This is a genomic window from Streptomyces scopuliridis RB72 (assembly GCF_000718095.1).
GTDB classification, from domain to species: Bacteria; Actinomycetota; Actinomycetes; order Streptomycetales; family Streptomycetaceae; genus Streptomyces; species Streptomyces scopuliridis.
In genome coordinates, this window is sequence record NZ_JOEI01000047.1 from 1 (window position 1) to 17157 (window position 17157).

The 17157-nt window shown below is 68.6% G+C and carries 16 protein-coding genes and 4 pseudogenes; 12 read left to right on the forward strand and 8 right to left on the reverse strand.

Going from position 1 to position 17157, the window contains the following annotated elements:
- Together IF11_RS0135390 and IF11_RS41745 are read right to left on the reverse strand one after the other, a co-directional pair.
- Positions 1-1711, reverse strand: a 1711-nt coding sequence (locus IF11_RS0135390) for a M48 family metallopeptidase (protein ID WP_157848476.1), incomplete at its 3' end; no start/stop codon positions are given.
- A gap of 75 nt (positions 1712-1786) precedes the next feature.
- Positions 1787-2341, reverse strand: a complete 555-nt coding sequence (locus IF11_RS41745; RefSeq protein WP_063759293.1) for a hypothetical protein — start codon at positions 2339-2341, stop codon at positions 1787-1789.
- A gap of 253 nt (positions 2342-2594) precedes the next feature.
- On the opposite strand from IF11_RS41745, the pseudogene IF11_RS42615 reads away from it, so the two are divergent.
- Positions 2595-2744: pseudogene (locus IF11_RS42615) on the forward strand (transporter); the annotation flags it as partial.
- A gap of 279 nt (positions 2745-3023) precedes the next feature.
- A complete protein-coding gene (locus IF11_RS41145) occupies positions 3024-3284 on the forward strand; it encodes a hypothetical protein (protein ID WP_030355921.1) in 261 nt (86 codons plus the stop codon).
- A gap of 171 nt (positions 3285-3455) precedes the next feature.
- Here IF11_RS41145 and IF11_RS42620 read toward each other — a convergent pair.
- Together IF11_RS42620 and IF11_RS39740 are read right to left on the reverse strand one after the other, a co-directional pair.
- A pseudogene (locus IF11_RS42620) lies at positions 3456-3761 on the reverse strand (NF041680 family putative transposase); the annotation flags it as partial.
- 24 nt (positions 3762-3785) lie between these two features.
- The gene (locus tag IF11_RS39740) at positions 3786-4322 is read right to left on the reverse strand and encodes a helix-turn-helix transcriptional regulator (RefSeq protein WP_342342627.1); all 537 of its coding nucleotides are present in this window, start codon (positions 4320-4322) and stop codon (positions 3786-3788) included.
- Here IF11_RS39740 and IF11_RS0135415 point away from each other — a divergent pair.
- The 5 genes from IF11_RS0135415 to IF11_RS0135430 all read left to right on the forward strand — a co-directional run bounded on the left by IF11_RS0135415 (position 4312) and on the right by IF11_RS0135430 (position 8640).
- Entirely contained in the window at positions 4312-5403 is a 1092-nt protein-coding gene (locus IF11_RS0135415; RefSeq protein ID WP_030355922.1) for an alpha/beta hydrolase, read from the forward strand. The genes IF11_RS39740 and IF11_RS0135415 overlap by 11 nt on opposite strands.
- 33 nt (positions 5404-5436) lie before the next feature.
- Positions 5437-6600: a serine hydrolase domain-containing protein gene (locus tag IF11_RS0135420; RefSeq protein ID WP_030355923.1), complete on the forward strand. Its 1164-nt coding sequence runs from the start codon at positions 5437-5439 to the stop codon at positions 6598-6600.
- 465 nt (positions 6601-7065) lie between these two features.
- The gene (locus tag IF11_RS41150) at positions 7066-7425 is read left to right on the forward strand and encodes a hypothetical protein (RefSeq protein ID WP_157848477.1); all 360 of its coding nucleotides are present in this window, start codon (positions 7066-7068) and stop codon (positions 7423-7425) included.
- Between the two features lie 348 nt (positions 7426-7773).
- A complete protein-coding gene (locus tag IF11_RS40590; protein WP_106979324.1) occupies positions 7774-7944 on the forward strand; it encodes a relaxase domain-containing protein in 171 nt (56 codons plus the stop codon).
- Positions 7945-8334: 390 nt separating this feature from the next.
- Positions 8335-8640 carry an Rv3488 family transcriptional regulator gene (locus tag IF11_RS0135430; RefSeq protein WP_030355924.1) on the forward strand — a complete coding sequence of 102 codons (306 nt, stop codon included), beginning with the start codon at positions 8335-8337 and terminating at the stop codon, positions 8638-8640.
- Positions 8641-8712: 72 nt separating this feature from the next.
- Here the strand turns inward: IF11_RS0135430 and IF11_RS0135435 are convergent, their stop codons facing one another.
- Both IF11_RS0135435 and IF11_RS0135440 read right to left on the reverse strand, forming a co-directional pair.
- Positions 8713-9375 (reverse strand): response regulator, encoded by a 663-nt coding sequence (locus tag IF11_RS0135435; protein ID WP_030355925.1) that lies wholly within the window; start codon positions 9373-9375, stop codon positions 8713-8715.
- Positions 9372-10499 (reverse strand): sensor histidine kinase, encoded by a 1128-nt coding sequence (locus IF11_RS0135440; protein WP_030355926.1) that lies wholly within the window; start codon positions 10497-10499, stop codon positions 9372-9374. Before IF11_RS0135440 ends, IF11_RS0135435 begins: the two co-directional genes overlap by 4 nt.
- 230 nt (positions 10500-10729) lie before the next feature.
- Between IF11_RS0135440 and IF11_RS0135445 the strand changes: the two genes are divergently transcribed.
- A complete protein-coding gene (locus tag IF11_RS0135445) occupies positions 10730-11089 on the forward strand; it encodes a DUF6223 family protein (RefSeq protein ID WP_030355927.1) in 360 nt (119 codons plus the stop codon).
- Positions 11090-11146: 57 nt separating this feature from the next.
- Here IF11_RS0135445 and IF11_RS43050 read toward each other — a convergent pair.
- Positions 11147-12380 (reverse strand): annotated as a pseudogene (locus IF11_RS43050) (Tn3 family transposase); the annotation flags it as partial.
- Between IF11_RS43050 and IF11_RS43345 the strand changes: the two are divergent.
- From IF11_RS43345 to IF11_RS0135465, 4 genes and pseudogenes are all read left to right on the forward strand, one after another.
- Positions 12370-12600 (forward strand): annotated as a pseudogene (locus tag IF11_RS43345) (integrase core domain-containing protein); the annotation flags it as partial. The pseudogenes IF11_RS43050 and IF11_RS43345 overlap by 11 nt on opposite strands.
- Positions 12601-12960: 360 nt before the next feature.
- A complete protein-coding gene (locus tag IF11_RS0135455) occupies positions 12961-15276 on the forward strand; it encodes a glycogen debranching protein (protein ID WP_051746483.1) in 2316 nt (771 codons plus the stop codon).
- Positions 15277-15517: 241 nt separating this feature from the next.
- Positions 15518-15736, forward strand: a complete 219-nt coding sequence (locus tag IF11_RS0135460) for a hypothetical protein (RefSeq protein WP_030355929.1) — start codon at positions 15518-15520, stop codon at positions 15734-15736.
- Positions 15737-15773: 37 nt separating this feature from the next.
- Positions 15774-16322, forward strand: a complete 549-nt coding sequence (locus IF11_RS0135465; protein ID WP_030355930.1) for a GNAT family N-acetyltransferase — start codon at positions 15774-15776, stop codon at positions 16320-16322.
- On the opposite strand, the gene IF11_RS43350 is transcribed toward IF11_RS0135465, so the two are convergent.
- Positions 16306-16500: an Arc family DNA-binding protein gene (locus IF11_RS43350; RefSeq protein WP_051746484.1), complete on the reverse strand. Its 195-nt coding sequence runs from the start codon at positions 16498-16500 to the stop codon at positions 16306-16308. The two genes, IF11_RS0135465 and IF11_RS43350, sit on opposite strands and share 17 nt — an antisense overlap.
- Positions 16501-17157: the final 657 nt, after the last annotated feature.

The window sequence follows — 17157 nt, forward strand, 5'->3', positions numbered from 1 at the left end:
CCACTGCACCTTCGATGTCGATCACGGCGCCGTGCGTCCACGGCCGCACCGCGGAGGCCGGCCGCGGTACCCAGGCGGCCAACGGCACGACCCACAAAGCAGCGACCGCGGCAGCAGCGAGCGGCAGCGCGTTCGTATTCAAGAGCACAGGAAAGACAACACTGACCCCCGACAACATCGTCTCATGGTCCCCAGCCGGACCGGGATACAACTGCTCCAGCCGCTGCCGCATCCCCTCGGTTTCGTACCACCACCCGGTCCCAATCACCGCGCCCCTGCCGTGCCACCACGCAAACCACTGCGCCAGCGCCAGCCACCCTGCCGCCAAACTCGCCGCCAGAGCCAGACGAATCGTCCGCCCCCGCCAGACCGTGACCCACAACTGGGCAACCTGCGCGGTCCACCAGGTAAAGGCAGGCCCGCCGAGCAAGAACAGCAAGAGCAACGCGTTCCGGCTGGGAAAGAACTGCTCGATCGTGCCATGCCCCATGATCAGCGTACCGACGCCCACCCCGGTCCCCAGCCACAGCCCCGCCCGCAGACCAGAAGGCGGGCGCCCCCCGGTCAGCACCGCGTGGATCACCGCACGCCAGAGCGTGATACCGACAACCCCGGCGACCGTTCCCGCCGCGGCCAGAGCCGCCGCCTGCGACGTCAGCGCGCCGATCATCTGCGGGGTGTACGGCTGCAGAGCCAGCGCCAGCTGGGAGTTGATCAAAACGGCAGCGGCCCCGGTCAGAAACATGGGCAGCGCGGGAACCGCATACACCGGGCCAGGATCGGTCAGAGCGCCTCGGCGCAGCTCCCACCTCGGATGAGAGCGCCACAATTCGGCGAACGAAGCAAGCCTGCGCCGCAGCATGCCCTCAGGAGTCGGCGACGCAGGCACATGCCAACCGCGGGAATCCGCACCCCAACGCACCGCGGCACGATCAGCATGGATCTCCCGACTGCGCAGCACGTCCGAGCGCGCCAGGTACACCAGCGCCACAAGGAAGAGCACCTGCAGAATGCTCCGCGACGGAACCGCCCACAAAGAGTCACCCGACCGCGCCTGGCCGACCAGGTACATGACCACACCCACCAGGTAGGGCGGTGCGACCACAAAGAGGAACACTCGCCACAGCGCGACCGTCGCGTAGACGAGAGTGATGTCCCCGTTGCGGACATGGGCGAACTCGTGCAACAGCACTGCCCTAAAGCCCGCGGCATCACGGCTCCTGAGGGCGAGCAGCCCTCCGTGCAGGCACAGGACAGGCCGGCCGTTACGGCCGAAGAGCACGGCACCGACGGACGACGCGGCAGGATCGACCACGACGCGCGGCACCCGCGCCAGCCCGGCCACCGCCACAACCTCCTCCAGCACGGCCTGGATACCACGGTCGTGATCGATCGACGCCAGCGGGACCACCCTGCTGCGCCGTGCCTTCCACACCGGCAACCAGAAGAACAGCGCGACGGCTGCGACGACCAGCAGAGCAAGCCACGAGGCGGGAACCCACCACGGCGGCTGGGCATAACGAAGCTGGCAATTCACGTACGCCACCGACTGACTGGAGCGCGTGACCAGCAACTCCAGGTCGGACATGTGGTCGAAATCCACCCCAGCCGCGAGATTGCAACTGTACGAGTCGGCCTTCGACACCCACCAATACGCCATGTACGTCAGCATCAGAGCGCTGGTCACCAAGACCAGAACCGCCAGCAGCACGAACCGCACGGTCGTCCCAGCGCCAACCGGACGGCCTCCCGCAGAAGCCGACGACCCCACCGCGGCCGTCACCCGCTACTCCGCCGCCGGGCCGCCGGCTCCGGACGAAGCATCGCCGTTTCTGTGCCCGTCCGCCGACTCGCCCGTCTGCGCCTGCATTGCGGAGAGCGTCAGCCTGGCCACCACCGCGTCCGCGAGGACTTCCGCGCGCTCACGCTCAAGGCCACGCCTTGTAGCCGCCTCCAGGACTTGGCGATGCACCTCGGCAAGTTGCTCCGGAGCCAGCGAAGGAACTGTCACCTCAGCACTCCGCCGGCGCAGGATCCGGCGCACCAGCGATCTCGCGCCGACGGTCGCGCCGTCCGCGGCGACGCTCCCGATCTGGCGGGCCGCCTGGTCCACCACCAGCCACACCACCGGCGTGGCCATCACCGCGATCTCACCGAGACCGAAACCGAGCGGCTCGCGGCGGCCGTTGCCTTTCTGCTTCAGCAGCCGTACGACAGCCGCGTCATCGAACTGGGCCAGCCCCGCGATCACAGACGACTCCTCCGGAGCAACCTCAGCCACCACGTCGCGCACCACATCGCGCACCCGCACCGTGCCCTGAACTGACGCCTCAGAACTCATACCGATTCCCCCCGTGGCCCATAGTCTCGCCCGTAAACGCTACTGGGAAGAGGCGCACTGCGGCCGAGCTTTGACTGACAAGGGGCGCGCCCCAGCGGGCAGAACGACAGAAACCCAGCTTGACCGTCAGGCCAACCTATACATAGGGAGTCCGCTGCCAGAGTGGGCAGTGTCCTAGTGCACTGCGCCGGAGGTCCGCCGTTGGGTTGTGTATGGCTGCTTCTGCGGATGTGCCGGTGCCACGTCGTGCCTGGCCTACCAGCGGCCGCGGAACTTCGCCTGCCTCTGTCCGCCCCAGCGGACCAAACTGCTCGTCTACCTCAAGGCCGACCGGAAGCAGATCGACCTCGTCCCTGGCTTCACTCGGGACGTGACCGGACTCGGCCACCACGGCACCGGCGACACGACAAAGTCGATGGGCTGATGGCGCGCCGCAGCGTCGCGACGACGTCCATGTCCGGGAAGGCCGGCGGAATCTCGGTCGTGGCACCCATGGGATCAGTTCGAAGAGTCACCCGCGCTTGCACTGGTCATGCCGTGATCACACCATGACCATATCTGTCTCATTTTCACATTTATGTCACCCTGCCTCTCCATATACGGTGCTTCAGGGCTGCATTCCCGGCTGCCCCAGCTCGATGAAAAGTTCACCGGTCAAACCCGGGGGAGGAGCATTCCTGGCGTGGTCAACGTCCTCAGCAGCGGTATCTGGACGGGTGCCAATGTGGACGCATCGCAGTTCAGCGGTCTGCAAACCAAGCGCCTCGCTTGGGGCGCTGTCGCGGATGACGTGAAGAGCGCTTACGTCGTCAAGGGTTGCTCCACCCAGGTGGCAGTCGACGGCGTTCCGAGCGTGATTGGCTCCTTCAAGCACTACAACCGTGTGATCCCCATGCCGCCGTACCCGATGTTCACCGCGGAACTCACCGTCACCGTGGCCTGACAGCCCGGGCTGTCGGCGGGTGCGATGGCCGTGGAATACGAACGCCTCGTGGCCGAACTGGCCGAGCGCCGCCGTGCCGGATGCGACGGTGTGATGACCTGTCAGGAGATGACCGGTGCACCGGTCTGGAGCCGGTCCCGGCACGGATTGAGCTTGTTCCTTAACCTTCGACCGTTGTAGGGCGACGAGCGTCTTCTCGCGGCGGACGGTTTTGCCCACGTCGTAGCGGGGTGCCCGGCGCCTGTTCCTGATCCCGGGTGGTCGTCCGGGGCCGGGCAAGTGGGGTTTCGGTGCTCTGGCGGAGCAGGGCATGTGCTGGCGGAGGTTCCGAAACGTCCGGCGGACCCGGGTCGGAGTGAGCCGGCTCGCTGCGGCCGGTTTCTCCCAGGGATGCCGCAGATCTTGGGCGAGCGGACGGGCGAGCCTGAGCTGGGTATAGGCGGCGACGATCAGCCAGGTCCACCGGTCGGCCGCCTTCGAGACCTCGCTGCGGCTGGGCCGTCACCGCTGGACCACCGAACGCACCATGGCCTGGCTCGCCGGCTGCCGCCGCCTCCACCGCGGGGGTGGGCGGAGCGGTCGGCAGGGCGGGCATGGGGGCCAGGGGCGTGGCCCGTGCGGTTGCCGCTTCATCCGGCCCGGGGCCGGTCCCGGCTGTGCCCTGTCCAAGGTGCCCGTGAGCTGCCGCCGCTCCTCCGGCCCGGCCCCGAGGGCGTCCGCCAGCAGGTTCAGCGTCTTCAGCCGGTGGTCGGTGGACTTACCTGTCTCCAGTCTGCGAATGGCGCGCACACTCACCGTAGACCGCTCCGCCAACTGCTCCTGCGTGAGGCGGGTTCGCTTGCGCAACTGGCGTAACAGCTCGTCCGTCAATCCGGGCTCCCACCTCGCACGAGTACAGCACCCCCGAGTGTGGCGTGACGACCGGTCACATATGGCCGGTCTCCTGGCCTGTTCCCTGAGCTGTGCAAACGCCATCGTTGTCGAGCCGGCGGCCTCGCCGGTCACGTCACACGAAGGAGACGCCAGGATGAGATCCATACTGCCTCGCTGCCTTCGCGCCACAGGCGCGGTACTCGCGGCCCTGGCGCTGGCCGCTCTCACCGGGCCGGTCGCCCAGGCGGACGCACCCGCGATCCCCGACTTCACCGACGGCTTCGGCCTGACACAGGTCGCCGATGCGACCGAGGTGCACTCAAGCACCGACTTCACGATCACCGTGACCACACCGCAGGTGTCCGGCCCGCACAAGATCCGCGTCTTCCTGCCCCGCGGATACGCCGCTGACCCGGACAAGCGCTGGCCCGTGACGTACTTCTTGCACGGAGGCGGCGGCAGCGTGGACGACGCGGCTGCCGCCCCCGCCCTGCGCTCCGACGAGATGATCACCGTCGTCCCGGACGGCGGCCTCAAGGGCTGGTACGCCGACTGGCTGATGCAGAAGACCGCAGTGGGAGCGGCCAATTGGGAGACCTTCCACCTTGAGCAGGTCGTCCCCTTCATCGACGCCAACCTGCGCACCATTCCCGACCGCGCGCACCGGGCAGTCGCCGGTCTGTCCATGGGCGGCTCCGGCGCGCTGCACTACGCCCAGGCCCGCCCCGACCTGTTCGGCCACACCGCCTCGCTGTCCGGCGGGATCGACTTCGGCATGGCAGCGATCCGCGCGGCCGTCCTGGCCACGGAGCTCAACCTCACGGGCGCCTGGTGCGCGGTGAGCAACTCCTCCAGCTCCTCCGGCACCGGTAAGTGCACCGGCTACGGCCCGTACGTCGACAGCGACGCCATCTTCGGCTCCCCGTATCCGATCCTAGGCGCCGACCGCATCTGGAACGCCTACGATCCCGCAGCTCCGGCCAGCCTGTCCAAGCTCGCCGAGACGAAGGTCACGCTCTATACCGGCGATCAGGGCGTGATCGACGCCAACACCGCGACGGCCGCCGACACCGTTGAGGCCCGTCTGGACCAGCTCGGCATCCCCGGTCGCCTCGTCAACTACGGCAACGGGGCATCTCTCTCCCCCAGTTGCGACGGCGGCCACAACTACGGCTGCTGGGCCCCCGCGTTCGCCGACTACATCCCGCGCCTGGAAGCCGCCTTCGCGGCGGCCGCGACGAACTGACAACGCAACGACCTTCACCGAGGAGTAGACACCATGACGATCAAACGGAACAGGACGAAACTCTCCGCCGTCATCGGCGCCGTGTGCGCGACGATGCTCACGCTGTCGGGCCCGGCGGCGCATGCCCAGACGGCCGAGGACGACCACTCCGCCACGCTCGCGGCGCTCACGGCATTCCAGGCAGACGCGGGCCCGGGCGCCGCGATCCACGCCGGGGACAGCGTTGAATCCTGGACGCTGTCCGCCGGAACGGGCACCATCAATACCGACCGACCCATCCAGTCGGACGAGCACTTCCGCATCGGCAGCCAGACCAAGACCTTCACCGCGGCGGTGGTGCTGCAACTGGTCGACGAGGGCAAGGTCTCGCTGGACGCGCCCATTGCGGACTACCTGCCCGGTGTCGTCACCGGCAACGGCTACGACGGCACCCGCATCACCGTGCGCCACCTGCTCCAACACACCAGCGGCCTTGCGGCATACAACCCGGATCCGATCATCGTGACGCCAAAACCCAACCCGGACGGTACGTACGACCTGGCTGAGTCGGTGCGCAAGGGACTGAGTCGTGCACCGGTCTCCGCTCCCGGCGCCAGCTTCACGTACTCCAACAACAACTATCTTGTCCTCGGCATGCTCGTCGAGAAGGTGACGACGAAGCCGGTGCACGAGGCCATCACCAGCCGGGTCATCGAACCGCTCGGCCTGAGCCGAACCGTCTTCCCCGCCCCCGGCGACCGCGCGCTGCCCATCCCGGCCGTCAACGGCTACCACGGCGTACGGGTCGGAGGCTTCTACTTCTGGACCCCGGCCCTCACCTACGACCCGTCCCTGTTCAGCAGCATGGGGGCGATGATCTCGACGCTGGAGGACCTCACTTCCTTCTATCAGGCGCTGACCGCGGGCAAGGTCGTCTCAGCCGCGAGCCTGGCCGAGATGCAGAAGGTGTGGGAGGCCGAACCCGGCACCGGCGGCGGCGTCGGGCTTGGCCTCGGCAAGTACAAGCTGTCTTGCGACACCGTGGCCTGGGGCCACAACGGCGGGGTGCCCGGCTACTTTTCGCAGACCCTGGTCACCCAGGACGGCCGGCACGCGTCCGTCGTGACCAACGTGCTGTCCCAGCTCAACAGGCCGGACGGCAAGCTCCTCGAACTCCTGGACACGGCTCTGTGCGAGGACGTGTCAAAGCGCTCCTGACTCCGCGTCCGCCCTTGCAGGACAGTGGACGCCCCGCGAGCTCCGTTGGCGAGTTCGCGGGGCGTCCGCGTGCCATGCGGGCGTCGGTCAGCTGCGCGCGCTCGCCGGCTGGTCATTCGTGGCCGGTCCTCGGCGGCCGGTCCCGCGAGCCGCAGGCCCCGCTGCTCGTGCCGGCTTCCGCTGGCATCCCGACGCAGGTGGTTGACGCGCGCCATCTCGGGGCCGTGGAATTCTGTCCTCCGGATGAACGTGCGTTCGTTTGGATTGAAACGCGCGTTTGTTGACGCGTGGGGGTTCCAAAGATGAACGTCGGCCGACACGTGGTGAACAGCACACGCACTTCCGCAGCCCGGCCGTCAAGGACAGCGGTGATCCGCCGCGGACAACCAGGGCGTTCGCCTCCATCCGACGCTTGGCCTCCAGTGCGCTGCAAGGCCAAGCCCCGAGCGCGCCGAGCACCGAGCCATGAAGATCCTGCTGTCCGACCACACCGACGAGCCGGTGGTGCTGCGGGCGGAGCGGCTCGCCCTGGTCGCGCAGTCGCACGACCGGCAGTTCATCACCTGGGGCACATCGCGGACGTGCCGCCGGCCGGTGGACGCTGATGGTGAAAAGGGTGCGCCTGTCCAAGACGGAGAAGCAGGAGGCCCTGCCCGGCCAGTGGGCAGAGCCTGTTCAAGACCATCTTCCCCCGTGGCAGGGAAATCGGTGACTCAGGGCCGAGGCGCCATCATCAGGTTCTACGACAAGAACAACTGCTCTGGCGGCTACTTCGACATCAAGGTGAACGACTACTCATCCAAAGACGCCATTCCGGGTGCTTAGCTTCCGCGTGAAACCCGCTTAATTCCAGGCAGTGATGCGTCGTTTGGCTTGCCAAGCCGGGCTCTGACACCTTTCTTCCGCAATGCGCGCTACGACGTCCTGGAACCCGGGTGCTCGCGGCGTGCTGTGACCAGGGCGCGCCACCGGTCGGTCCGGGCCTGGGCGGGAAGTACGAGTACCGGCCGCCCGCCGTACGGGACGCCCGCGCATCGTGTCGACGTTTCCCTCCCGTCTGGCGGAACCACCTGAAGCAAGCCCCTGGCCACTTTTTACGTGCTGGGCTGGGGTGCATGATGACCTCGGGCAGCAGGTCGCGGTCGGCGATGGCCGCCGGCCCCGGGGGAGAACATGGACCCGGCGCGGAAAGAAGCCGGCGTCCCGTCCGGTGTGTGGATGGGCCGGGCGCTGCCCCAACTCGGCCTGGTGGCCGGGGCGCGCATCACGGAAGAGCAGATGAAAAACCTGTTCGGCGAAGGCATCCACCCGGACGCGGACCGACCGGTCCGCAGTTGGCCATGAGCCCGGAAATCCACGCGGTGCTGGAGCCGGTGCACTGGCTGCTGGAGCGGGTGAGCAACCCGTTCGTGGAGCGGAAGATCGCCCGGGAGGTCGACCGTCAGCCGGCGGGCGGGTCCGCGCCGAGGACATCGCGTGGCTGTCCCCGCTCAAGCACCGCAACCTCAACGTTCTGGGCCGCTACAGCTTCACCGCCTCCACCCTGGCGAGCGGTGCCCCGCGGCCGTTGCGCGACCCGGACGCGGCCGAACTCGATGATGACGAGGACGGCGGGGAAGGGTGAATGCGCAGGCCGCGCCTGCTGTCTTGGGCGCTTCGGCCGCGTAGGCGCGAGTGCCGATCGACGCGGGATCGGATACCGATATCGGTTTCGTCACTGCCGGAGGTGTCCAAGTGCGGGAGTTCCAGCGGGGTGCGGTGCGGCTGCACATCCTGCACTACGCGGCCGAGGAGGAGATCCACGGTGCGTGGATGACCGAGGAACTGGCCCGGCACGGCTGTCAGATCAGCCCCGGCACCGTGTATCCGGCGCTGCACCGGCTGGAGGCGGACGGGCTGCTGGTCTCCGAGCAGCAGGTGGTCGATGGCCGCAGCCGCAGGGGCTGCAAGGCGACCGAAGCCGGGAAGCAGGCTCTGGCAGAGGATCGGCGCGCGTCGAAGGAGCTGGCCCGCGAGGTGCTCGGCAACGACGCGCCCTGATCAGCCGCGTACCGCCGCTGCCCCGGCCAGGGATCCAGCAGGCCGCGGGCGATCTCGACCGGCCCATGGATGTCAGGTGTTGCGCGGAGTCACCAGGCCGGATTCGTAGGCGAGTACCACGAGTTGGGCGCGGTCGCGGGCGTGGAGTTTGGTCATGGCCCGGTTGATGTGGGTCTTCGCGGTCACTGGACTGATCACCATGCGGTCGGCGATCTGGTCGTTGGACAGGCCCTGAGCGACCAAGGTGACGGCCTCGCGTTCGCGGCTGGTCAGCTCGCCCAGCCCGGTGTCGGCGACGGCCGGGAACGGCTGGCTGACGTACTGGTTGATCAGCTTGCGGGTGATGGACGGCGCGAGCAGCGCGTCACCGCGGGCGGCGACACGCACAGCGTGCACAAAGTCGTCCGGCACGATGTCCTTGACGAGGAAACCGGCGGCGCCGGCGCGCAGCGCGTCCAGGACGTACTCGTCCATGCCGTAGTTGGTGAGGATGACGACGTGCACCGGGACCAGGGCCGGGTCCGCGGCGATGCGCCGGGTGGCCTCGATGCCGTCGACGACCGGCATCTGGATGTCGATCAGCACAACATCGGGCAGGTGCTGTTTGGTCAGCGCGAGGCCCTGCTCGCCGTCGGCTGCCTCGGCCACCACCTCGATGTCGTCCTCAAGGTCGAGGAGTGCGCGGAATCCGCTGCGAATGAGCGGCTGGTCGTCGACGAGCAGGACACGGATCATGACGCTCGTTCCACGGGGAGTTCGGCCTCGACGGCGAAGCCGCCCTCGGCGGTCGGCTGCGCGCGCAGCCGACCGCCGAGGGCGGTGACGCGTTCGCGCATGCCGAGCAGCCCCAGGCCGGGCTTCGGCACTGCGGTCGGCGTGGCCTTGCCGTCGTCATCGACCTGAATGGCCAGTGAGTCGGCCCGGTAGACGATGCGGACCGACGCGGTCGCGGCACCGGCATGCCGGGCGATGTTGGTCAGCGACTCCTGAACGATCCGGTAAGCCGTCCGGCCCACCGCGGCCGGCACGTCGGTCCGCTGTCCCTCGACCGTCAGCGTCGCCACCAGGCCCGCCCTGCTTGCCTGCTCCACCAGCTTCGGGATGTGGTCGAGCCCGCGGGGCGGGGTGGTGTCGTCATCGCGCAGCGCCTCCAGGGTGGCGCGCAGCTCCCGGGTCGCCTCACGTCCGGCCTCCTGGATCGCGAGCAGGGCCTCGGGTACCTGTTCACCCCGCCTGCGGGCCACGTGGACGGCGACTTCCGACTGGACCTTGATGATCGAGATTTGGTGGGTGAGCGAATCATGCAGCTCCCGCGCGATATGCAGCCGCTCCTCATCCGCACGGCGTCGCGCGGTCTCCTCCCGGGAGCGTTCGGCTTGGTCCGCCCGTTGCTCGGCCTGCCGCAGCGCTTCCCCCGCGGCGAACGCGGCAATCAACCAGGCAACCTCAAGGACGTGTCGGGCCTGCGCCAACGCCTCACCCGCAGGCCCATCGTGGAAGACCAGGGCAGTGAGGTGAAGAACGACCAGCATGGTCACGGACGCCGCCACCGTGACGGCCCGGTGCCCGGCCCGCACCGCGCCGTACACAGCGACCAGGTACGAGACGGCGAGCACGTCGAAACCCGCCGCCTGATACCCCACCGCACACAGCCCGGTGACGGCCAGGACGGTCAGCGGAGCGCGGCGACGCGCGGCCAACGCGAGGCCGCCGGCCGCCAGCAGCGCGTAGCCGAGCATGTCGGGGCCCGTGCCGGGGTGCTCCCCGGACAGCCCGGTGCCCAGCAGCAGTGCCGCCACACCGAGGGCGATCGCCCCGTCTCCGACACCGGCCGGGACGCCGAACCGACCTTGGTCCATGCGTGCACCTTAACCGGGTGCCGCTGCGGGCACGTCCCGCTCGTGGACGAGCGGCCGGCTACCGCACTCGCAGTATCCGGGCGGCTCCTGCCGCAACCGCAGCAGGCGTCTGCGGCATCGGCGGCAGCGCAAAGTGCCTGCGCCTGGGGGACGACCGGCACTGCGGTCGGCGGACATGCTCAAGGCACAGCGAAACCTTGGAATTGCTCCACGCGAAGAAGGGGAGAGGCATGAACGCATCAGACGTTTTGATGGCGGCTGCCGAGGGCGGAGTCATCGGCGACGGGCGGACCGGGGCCAACCTGGCCCTCGCGGTAGGGGCGGTCGGCGTGGCCATCGGCTGGCTGGCGCTGGCCCGCGTCGCCGGCCGTAGCCGCACAGGCAACGCGCGCACCGGCGCCATCTCGGCCATGACGGTCGGGCTTGCCGGCACGGTCCTCGCGGTGCTGCACCTGGCCACCGCCAGTGGCGGTCCCGGCACCGGCAACGGGCTCGTCGGAGCCATCGCGGCCATCCCGTTGGGAGTGATCGCCATCGTCCTCGGCCGCCGGGCACTGATCCGCTCCCGCCGCACTGTGCCGGCTGGCTGACCGCAGCGAATCCGTGCGCGGCCGGACACGGCACGGTCAGCAGCGGGCCGCGGGACCGCGCCTGATGCCGTAGGCAACGGCACCGATCCGCAGGATGTCCTCCCAGTGCCGTTCGATCCGGACGAGGTCGACCCGGCCGCGGGCCGCGTCCTGGAAGGCGCCGTAGTCGGCGGCGTGGTCGATGCGCCACATCTTCTGGTCCGGCAGGTAGGCGAGCCGGGGTGCGTACGCGAACCCGGCCAGGGACAGGAGCCCGAACACGATGTCGGAGTACGAGGCGGTATCCGTGACGATCAACTCCGGGCGCTTGCCGCCGTCGCGGTCGTAGAGCACGTCCAGCACGTACAGCGAGTCGCGCGGGGTGCCGGCCACGACCTTTCCGCCGAGCCCGCCCGCCTGGTCGTTGATCATGTTGAGCCAGGTGGCGCCGCCCCGGCGCCCGAAGTACTTGGGGTTCGGCCGTGCGTACACGCTTGGCACGGAGACGACGAACCGCATCCCGTCGACCGAGGCGACCAGCCCGCCGCCCCACGCCTGGGCGAGCGGGATGGCCGCCTGGTGCTCGATCAGGGTGGCGTTCGCGGCCCGGTACGCCGCGAGCCGCAGATACATCTGGTCGACGTGGAAGAGCCGCCCGTACTTCAGCGCGTCGATGCCGCCGATGACCGGGGTGTAGCCGACGTCGCAGCCGTGTGCGACCAGCAGTGCCGCGATCGTCACGGAGCAGGTCCTTGAGGCGGGCTTCGCCACCGGTGACGGAGGTGAACGCCTGGTCGGCGCCGGTCCAGGAGAACACCTCCAGCAGTAGCCCGGGCAGATCGACGCGGGGCAGCATCGCGTTCACCGAGGCCCGCAGATCGAGCAGCGAGGCGGGTTCGGGCTCCGGCTCCAGGGCGGCGAAGTGCAGCCGTCCGTCGTCGAAGACGATCTGCGCGTTGTCCGGCAACCGCCCGGCGCTTCCCGGTACGTGCCGTCCAGCAGCGCGGTCCGTGCGGTCAAGTGCTCGCTCGCCCCGGCGGGCAGGTTCAGGGAGGCCAGCACGGTGGGCTCGGCCTGCTCCCACGCGTCATCGGCCAGCAGCTTCCCCCTCCAGGTGCGGCGCCGACAGGACCAGGCCCCGCCAGGAGCCGACGAGCAGATCCGTGTCGATCTCCTCCGGGCCGACCTTCTTGCGGCCCATCAGGTCCGGCAGCGACTTCAGCGCTGTCAGCACTGGCAGCCCTTCCCGGGTGGCGCCGAAGCCGACGACCTTGACCAGGAACTTGCGGAACGGCCGTACGGTGCCGAACCGGTTTCGCTATACCGACCGGCTCGCCGGCATCGGCGCCTCCGCGTTGGTCGGTTCCGTCGCGGACCCGTGTGACAACGCGATGGCCGAGGCGTTGAACGGCACTTTCAAGGCCGAGCTGATCGAGATGCAAGGGCCCTGGACCGGCTTCTACCAGGTCGAGCGGGCAATCTTCCAGCGGGTCACGTGGTACAACGATGAACGCCTGCACTCCGCCCTCGACTACAGACCGCCCGCCTGTTCGGCGGCGTGCCGTGTGGCTGGATTGGTGCGTTGGCCGTGGGCCGGGGCTTGGGCGTCCTGCTCGCGGTGGTGGTGTCAGGTACGGGCGGCGCGGGTCCAGCGTTCACGGTCTTGCCGAGCTCGTGGAGTGGGGCTGGCCTGCGGTTTTGTGAGCCGGGAAGGCGCAGCGCGCCGGAAGTCTTTACGCGGACCGGTCGGCCCGCTACCTTGCGGCAAGTTACAGCAAGGATTTGCAGGTTGCAGTGCGGCCGCGGCGCTTGCGGCCCCTCCAGGCCGTGAAGGAGCCGCCGTGCGTCCCCCCACCTGTGTCCGTGCCCGAATACGAGAACAGCTCCGACGCGTGGTGCTCGCCACTGTGGTCGTGTGCGCGGCCCTGGCCGGTCCCGGTGTCCCCGCTGCGGCCGAGACATCGGCTCCCGTGGTCTCCGGTGCGCGGAACCTGGGAGCGGCCTACGACTCCACGGGGGCGAACATCGGCTTCCGTATCTACTCGTCACGGGCGACCCGGATCGACGTCTACTTGTACGCGTCCGCCTCCGGTAGCCAGGAGCAGGTCAGTTATCCGCTGACCAAAGACCCCACCAGCGGCGTCTGGTCGGTCAAGCTATCCGTCGCGACGCTGCGCGACCAGTACGGCATCGCCGGGGCGGTCTACTACGGCTACCGGGCCTGGGGCCCCAACTGGCCGTACACCTCAGCCTGGACGAAGGGGTCGTCCGCCGGATTCGTCTCCGACGTCGACTCCGTCGGCAACCGGTTCAACCCCAACAAGCTTCTGACAGACCCCTACGCGCGGGAACTCAGCCATGACCCTCGCACCCCCGCAGTGAACAGCGAGACGGTCTACGCCTCCGGCCCGCAGTACCGCACCCTCGACAGCGGACCGCAGGCCCCCAAGGGCATCGTGCTACCCAATGACACCACAGGCACCGGCGGCAAGCCCAGCCGCGCCCTGAAGGACGACATCGTCTACGAAGTCCATGTCCGCGGCCTCACCAAGAACGATGCGTCCATCCCCTCAGCCGACCGCGGCACCTACAAGGGAGCGGGCCTGAAGGCGGCAAACCTGGCCGCCCTGGGCGTTACGGCGGTGGAGTTCCTGCCTTTGCAGGAGACCCAGAACGACGCCAACGACGTGGACCCGAACAGCACCGCCGGGGACAACTACTGGGGCTATTCGACGCTGAACTACTTCGCACCGGACCGTCGTTACGCATCCGACCAGAGCCCTGGAGGTCCCACGCGCGAGTTCAAGGCGATGGTCAAGGCGTACCACGACGCCGGCATCAAGGTCCTCGTGGACGTGGTCTACAACCACACCGCCGAGGGCGGGCCCTGGAACGCCGCCGACAAGAACACCTACAGCCTGCTGTCCCTCCGGGGTCTGGACAACCCGACGTACTACTCGCTCACATCCGACCGGCAGAACCCGTGGGACAACACGGGCGTCGGCGGCAACTACAACACCTACAATCCCGTCGCCCAGGACCTCATCATGGACTCCCTGGCGCATTGGAAGGACACCCTCGGTGTCGACGGCTTCCGCTTCGATCTGGCGTCGGTGCTGGGCAACACCTGCCAGCACGGCTGCTTCCAATACAGCAGAACCGATCCGAACACAGCGTTGAACCGGATCACTGCGACCATGCCCGCACGCCCGACCCAGGGCGGCACAGGTACGGACTGGATCGCCGAGCCCTGGGCGATCGGCGCCGGCACCTACCAGGTGGGCAACTTCCCCGCCGGATGGTCCGAATGGAACGGGATTTTCCGGGACACCCTGCGCCGCGATCAGAACGCCATGGGCTTTCAGAACGTCACGCCGGGCGAACTCGCCACCCGGTTCGCCGGGTCGTCCGACCTCTATCAGGACGACGGGCGAGCGCCCTGGAACTCCATCAACTTCATGGTCGCCCACGACGGCTTCACTCTTGCCGATCTCTACGCGTGCAACGGCAAGAACAACGGGCAGACGTGGCCGTACGGTCCCTCCGACGGCGGCTCGGACGACAACATCTCCTGGGACCAGAACGGAAGCGCAGCCGACCAGCGAAAGGCCGCCCGCAACGGCATGGCCTTCCTGATGCTGTCCGCCGGCACGCCCATGATGACCGGCGGCGACGAGCACCTGCGCTCCCTGCGGTGCAACAACAACCCCTACAACCTGGACTCGTCGGCCAACTGGCTCAGCACCACGTACACCGGCGACCAGAGCACCTTCCGCACCTTCGCCCAGCGTCTGATCGCCTTCCGCAAGACACACCCTGCGCTGCGCCCGGCCGGTTTCTACAGCGGCTCGGACACCAACGGCAACGGCATGCCCCAGTTGAGCTGGCACACCCCTGGCGGCTCCGCCCCCGATGCGGCGTACTGGGATAACCCCTCGAACCACGCGCTCGCGTGGCGCATCGACGGAACCGAATTGGGCGACTCAAGCAGCGCCCTATACGTCGGTTACAACGGCTGGTCTGGCGACGTCGACTTCACCCTGCCGTCCCCAGGGTCGGGCAAGCAGTGGTACCGCGTGACGGACACCTCCGCCTGGGCCGAGGGCCCCGGCCAGGTTGCTTCTCCCGGCGCTGAGGCCGTCATCGGGGGCGCCGGCACCAGCTATCGGCTCGGCGGCCGCGCGCTGCTCGTCCTGATCGCGAAATAGCAAGGGTCTTCGCAGGTCAGAGCCCGTGAGCGAAATCAGCCCTCCACCACCACCGAACCGGCCCGCCGGGCCCTCGCGCCGGCCTGCGGATACGCCTGGCCGCATCTGGATGCGGGTCGACGGTCCGCACTGGTCGACGACCCCTCGCCACAGGTCCAGGAAGTCGCCTGCCAGCAGGCCGACTTCGGCCGGCCGATGTCACGGACGGAACGACGCGCTGACCACGACGGGCCAGTGGCGCGTGGCACGTTCCCAACTGCTCGAACCCGACCTCGCCGAACACCTGGTCCACCACCCGGACCGGGGACTGCGCGAAACCCTTGTCGCGAACAAGCGCCTGAACGCCGACCTGATCACCGTGCCGGCCCAAGACGACGACCCCCAGGCGCGCGTGACGGTGGCCACCGACATCCAGATCGGGCCGACAGGTCGGAAGCTGCTGCCGCTGCCGGCCGCCTGACGCTCCTGCCCGGCGGGCGTGCGATAGGTTGCCCGCCATGACTGAGCTCGGACCCGTCGCCTGGCCACGTGCCCCGATCAGGACCGAGCGGCTCGTGCTCCGCGAGTCAGAGGCCCGGGACCGTGTGGCGTTCGTCGAACTGTTCGCATCGCCAGAAGTGGGCACCTACATCGGTGGGCCTCGACCGCGTGATGAGCTCGAACGCGCGATGCCTGAGGTGCCCGGGCGGCGCCCTGGCCTTTTCGTGATCGATCTCGACGGAGCGATGATCGGGATGGTCACGTTCGATCGGCGCGACGCGGAGCGTCCGGGTCACGTCCGTCCGGATGCCGGGGAGGCCGAGCTCGGTTACATGTTCCTGCCGGAGGCGTGGGGACGCGGGTACGCCACCGAGGCGTGTGCAGCGGCACTCGACTGGTTCGCCGGCGCACTTCCCAGCGAGCCGGTGGTGCTCTGCACTCAGACTGCCAACGACCGCGCGATGCGTCTTGCGGCGAAGCTGGGGTTCACCGAGGTGGAGCGGTTCGAGGAGTACGGCGCCGAGCAGTGGTTCGGCGTGTGGTCCTCGGTCACGCCGTCCGGTTGAGCTCGTACTCGACAGCGCGGATCCACGAGGCCACCGATCGGTCGTCGGCCTCGGCGCGCCGCTTGACCTCGTGGACCACTTCGGAGGGGAAGCGTACGGGGATGGGCGGTGTCAGTCGCGCTGCGCGCGCTGCCGAGAGGATCCACGGCGCCGGCGGGCAACAATCGAGTACGCCAATCTCCGAGTGTCTCTATTTGTCTCTGAATGCCCCTATTGGTGTGTGGACTGGGTCGAGGAGCTCCACGACGACCCCGAGGTGATGCGCCGCCTGGCTGCCTCCGCGAGCGTAGCCGTCCGGCGCACCGTCGCGCGCGCCCGTCACCTGCCCCCGACCTCCTGGACCGCCTCTCGCGCGACCTCGACCCCCAGGTGCAGTCCAACCTTGCCCTACTTCTGCCACGACGCCCCCAGCGAGCTGCTTCCGGAGGTCGCGCTGCGGCGGCAGAACCCCTTTCTCGCGCTCACCCATCCGAACTTCCTCCGCGCCACACCCTCCTACACGGCCCAATTCCTGGCCTGCTGCCCGAGAGACGATCGGCACCTTGATCGATGCCGTCGTGCTCGTCATCGGTAGCGTCCAGTACTACGTGTTGATAGGGGGAGCAGCGCCTGAGGGGGCACGTTCGTGGGCCTGGTGGCCCGGCTCACGGACGTGCCCCCTGCCGGTCAGGTGGTGATGGGCTTGGTCTGCGTGCAGTTCTTCCACTCGACCCAGGGGCGGGCGCCGCCGCTCTTGGGGCCGGTGGCGTAGGTCGGGTCGCCGGTGATCGTCTGGTTCTTCTCTTCGTGGGTGATGTCGATGCCGAAGAGTTTGAAGCCGAGGCTGACCTGTCCG

Excerpts from the sequence above, each read along its gene's own strand:
- IF11_RS0135440 (WP_030355926.1), bottom strand. The coding sequence starts at position 10,499 with ATGGACCAAGGTCGGTTCGGCGTCCCGGCCGGTGTCGGAGACGGGGCG.
- IF11_RS0135415 (WP_030355922.1), top strand. The coding sequence starts at position 4,312 with ATGAGATCCATACTGCCTCGCTGCCTTCGCGCCACAGGCGCGGTACTC.
- IF11_RS0135435 (WP_030355925.1), bottom strand. The coding sequence starts at position 9,375 with ATGATCCGTGTCCTGCTCGTCGACGACCAGCCGCTCATTCGCAGCGGA.
- IF11_RS39740 (WP_342342627.1), bottom strand. The coding sequence starts at position 4,322 with ATGGATCTCATCCTGGCGTCTCCTTCGTGTGACGTGACCGGCGAGGCC.
- IF11_RS0135420 (WP_030355923.1), top strand. The coding sequence starts at position 5,437 with ATGACGATCAAACGGAACAGGACGAAACTCTCCGCCGTCATCGGCGCC.
- IF11_RS41745 (WP_063759293.1), bottom strand. The coding sequence starts at position 2,341 with ATGAGTTCTGAGGCGTCAGTTCAGGGCACGGTGCGGGTGCGCGATGTG.
- IF11_RS0135445 (WP_030355927.1), top strand. The coding sequence starts at position 10,730 with ATGAACGCATCAGACGTTTTGATGGCGGCTGCCGAGGGCGGAGTCATC.
- IF11_RS0135465 (WP_030355930.1), top strand. The coding sequence starts at position 15,774 with ATGACTGAGCTCGGACCCGTCGCCTGGCCACGTGCCCCGATCAGGACC.
- IF11_RS40590 (WP_106979324.1), top strand. The coding sequence starts at position 7,774 with ATGGACCCGGCGCGGAAAGAAGCCGGCGTCCCGTCCGGTGTGTGGATG.
- IF11_RS41150 (WP_157848477.1), top strand. The coding sequence starts at position 7,066 with ATGAAGATCCTGCTGTCCGACCACACCGACGAGCCGGTGGTGCTGCGG.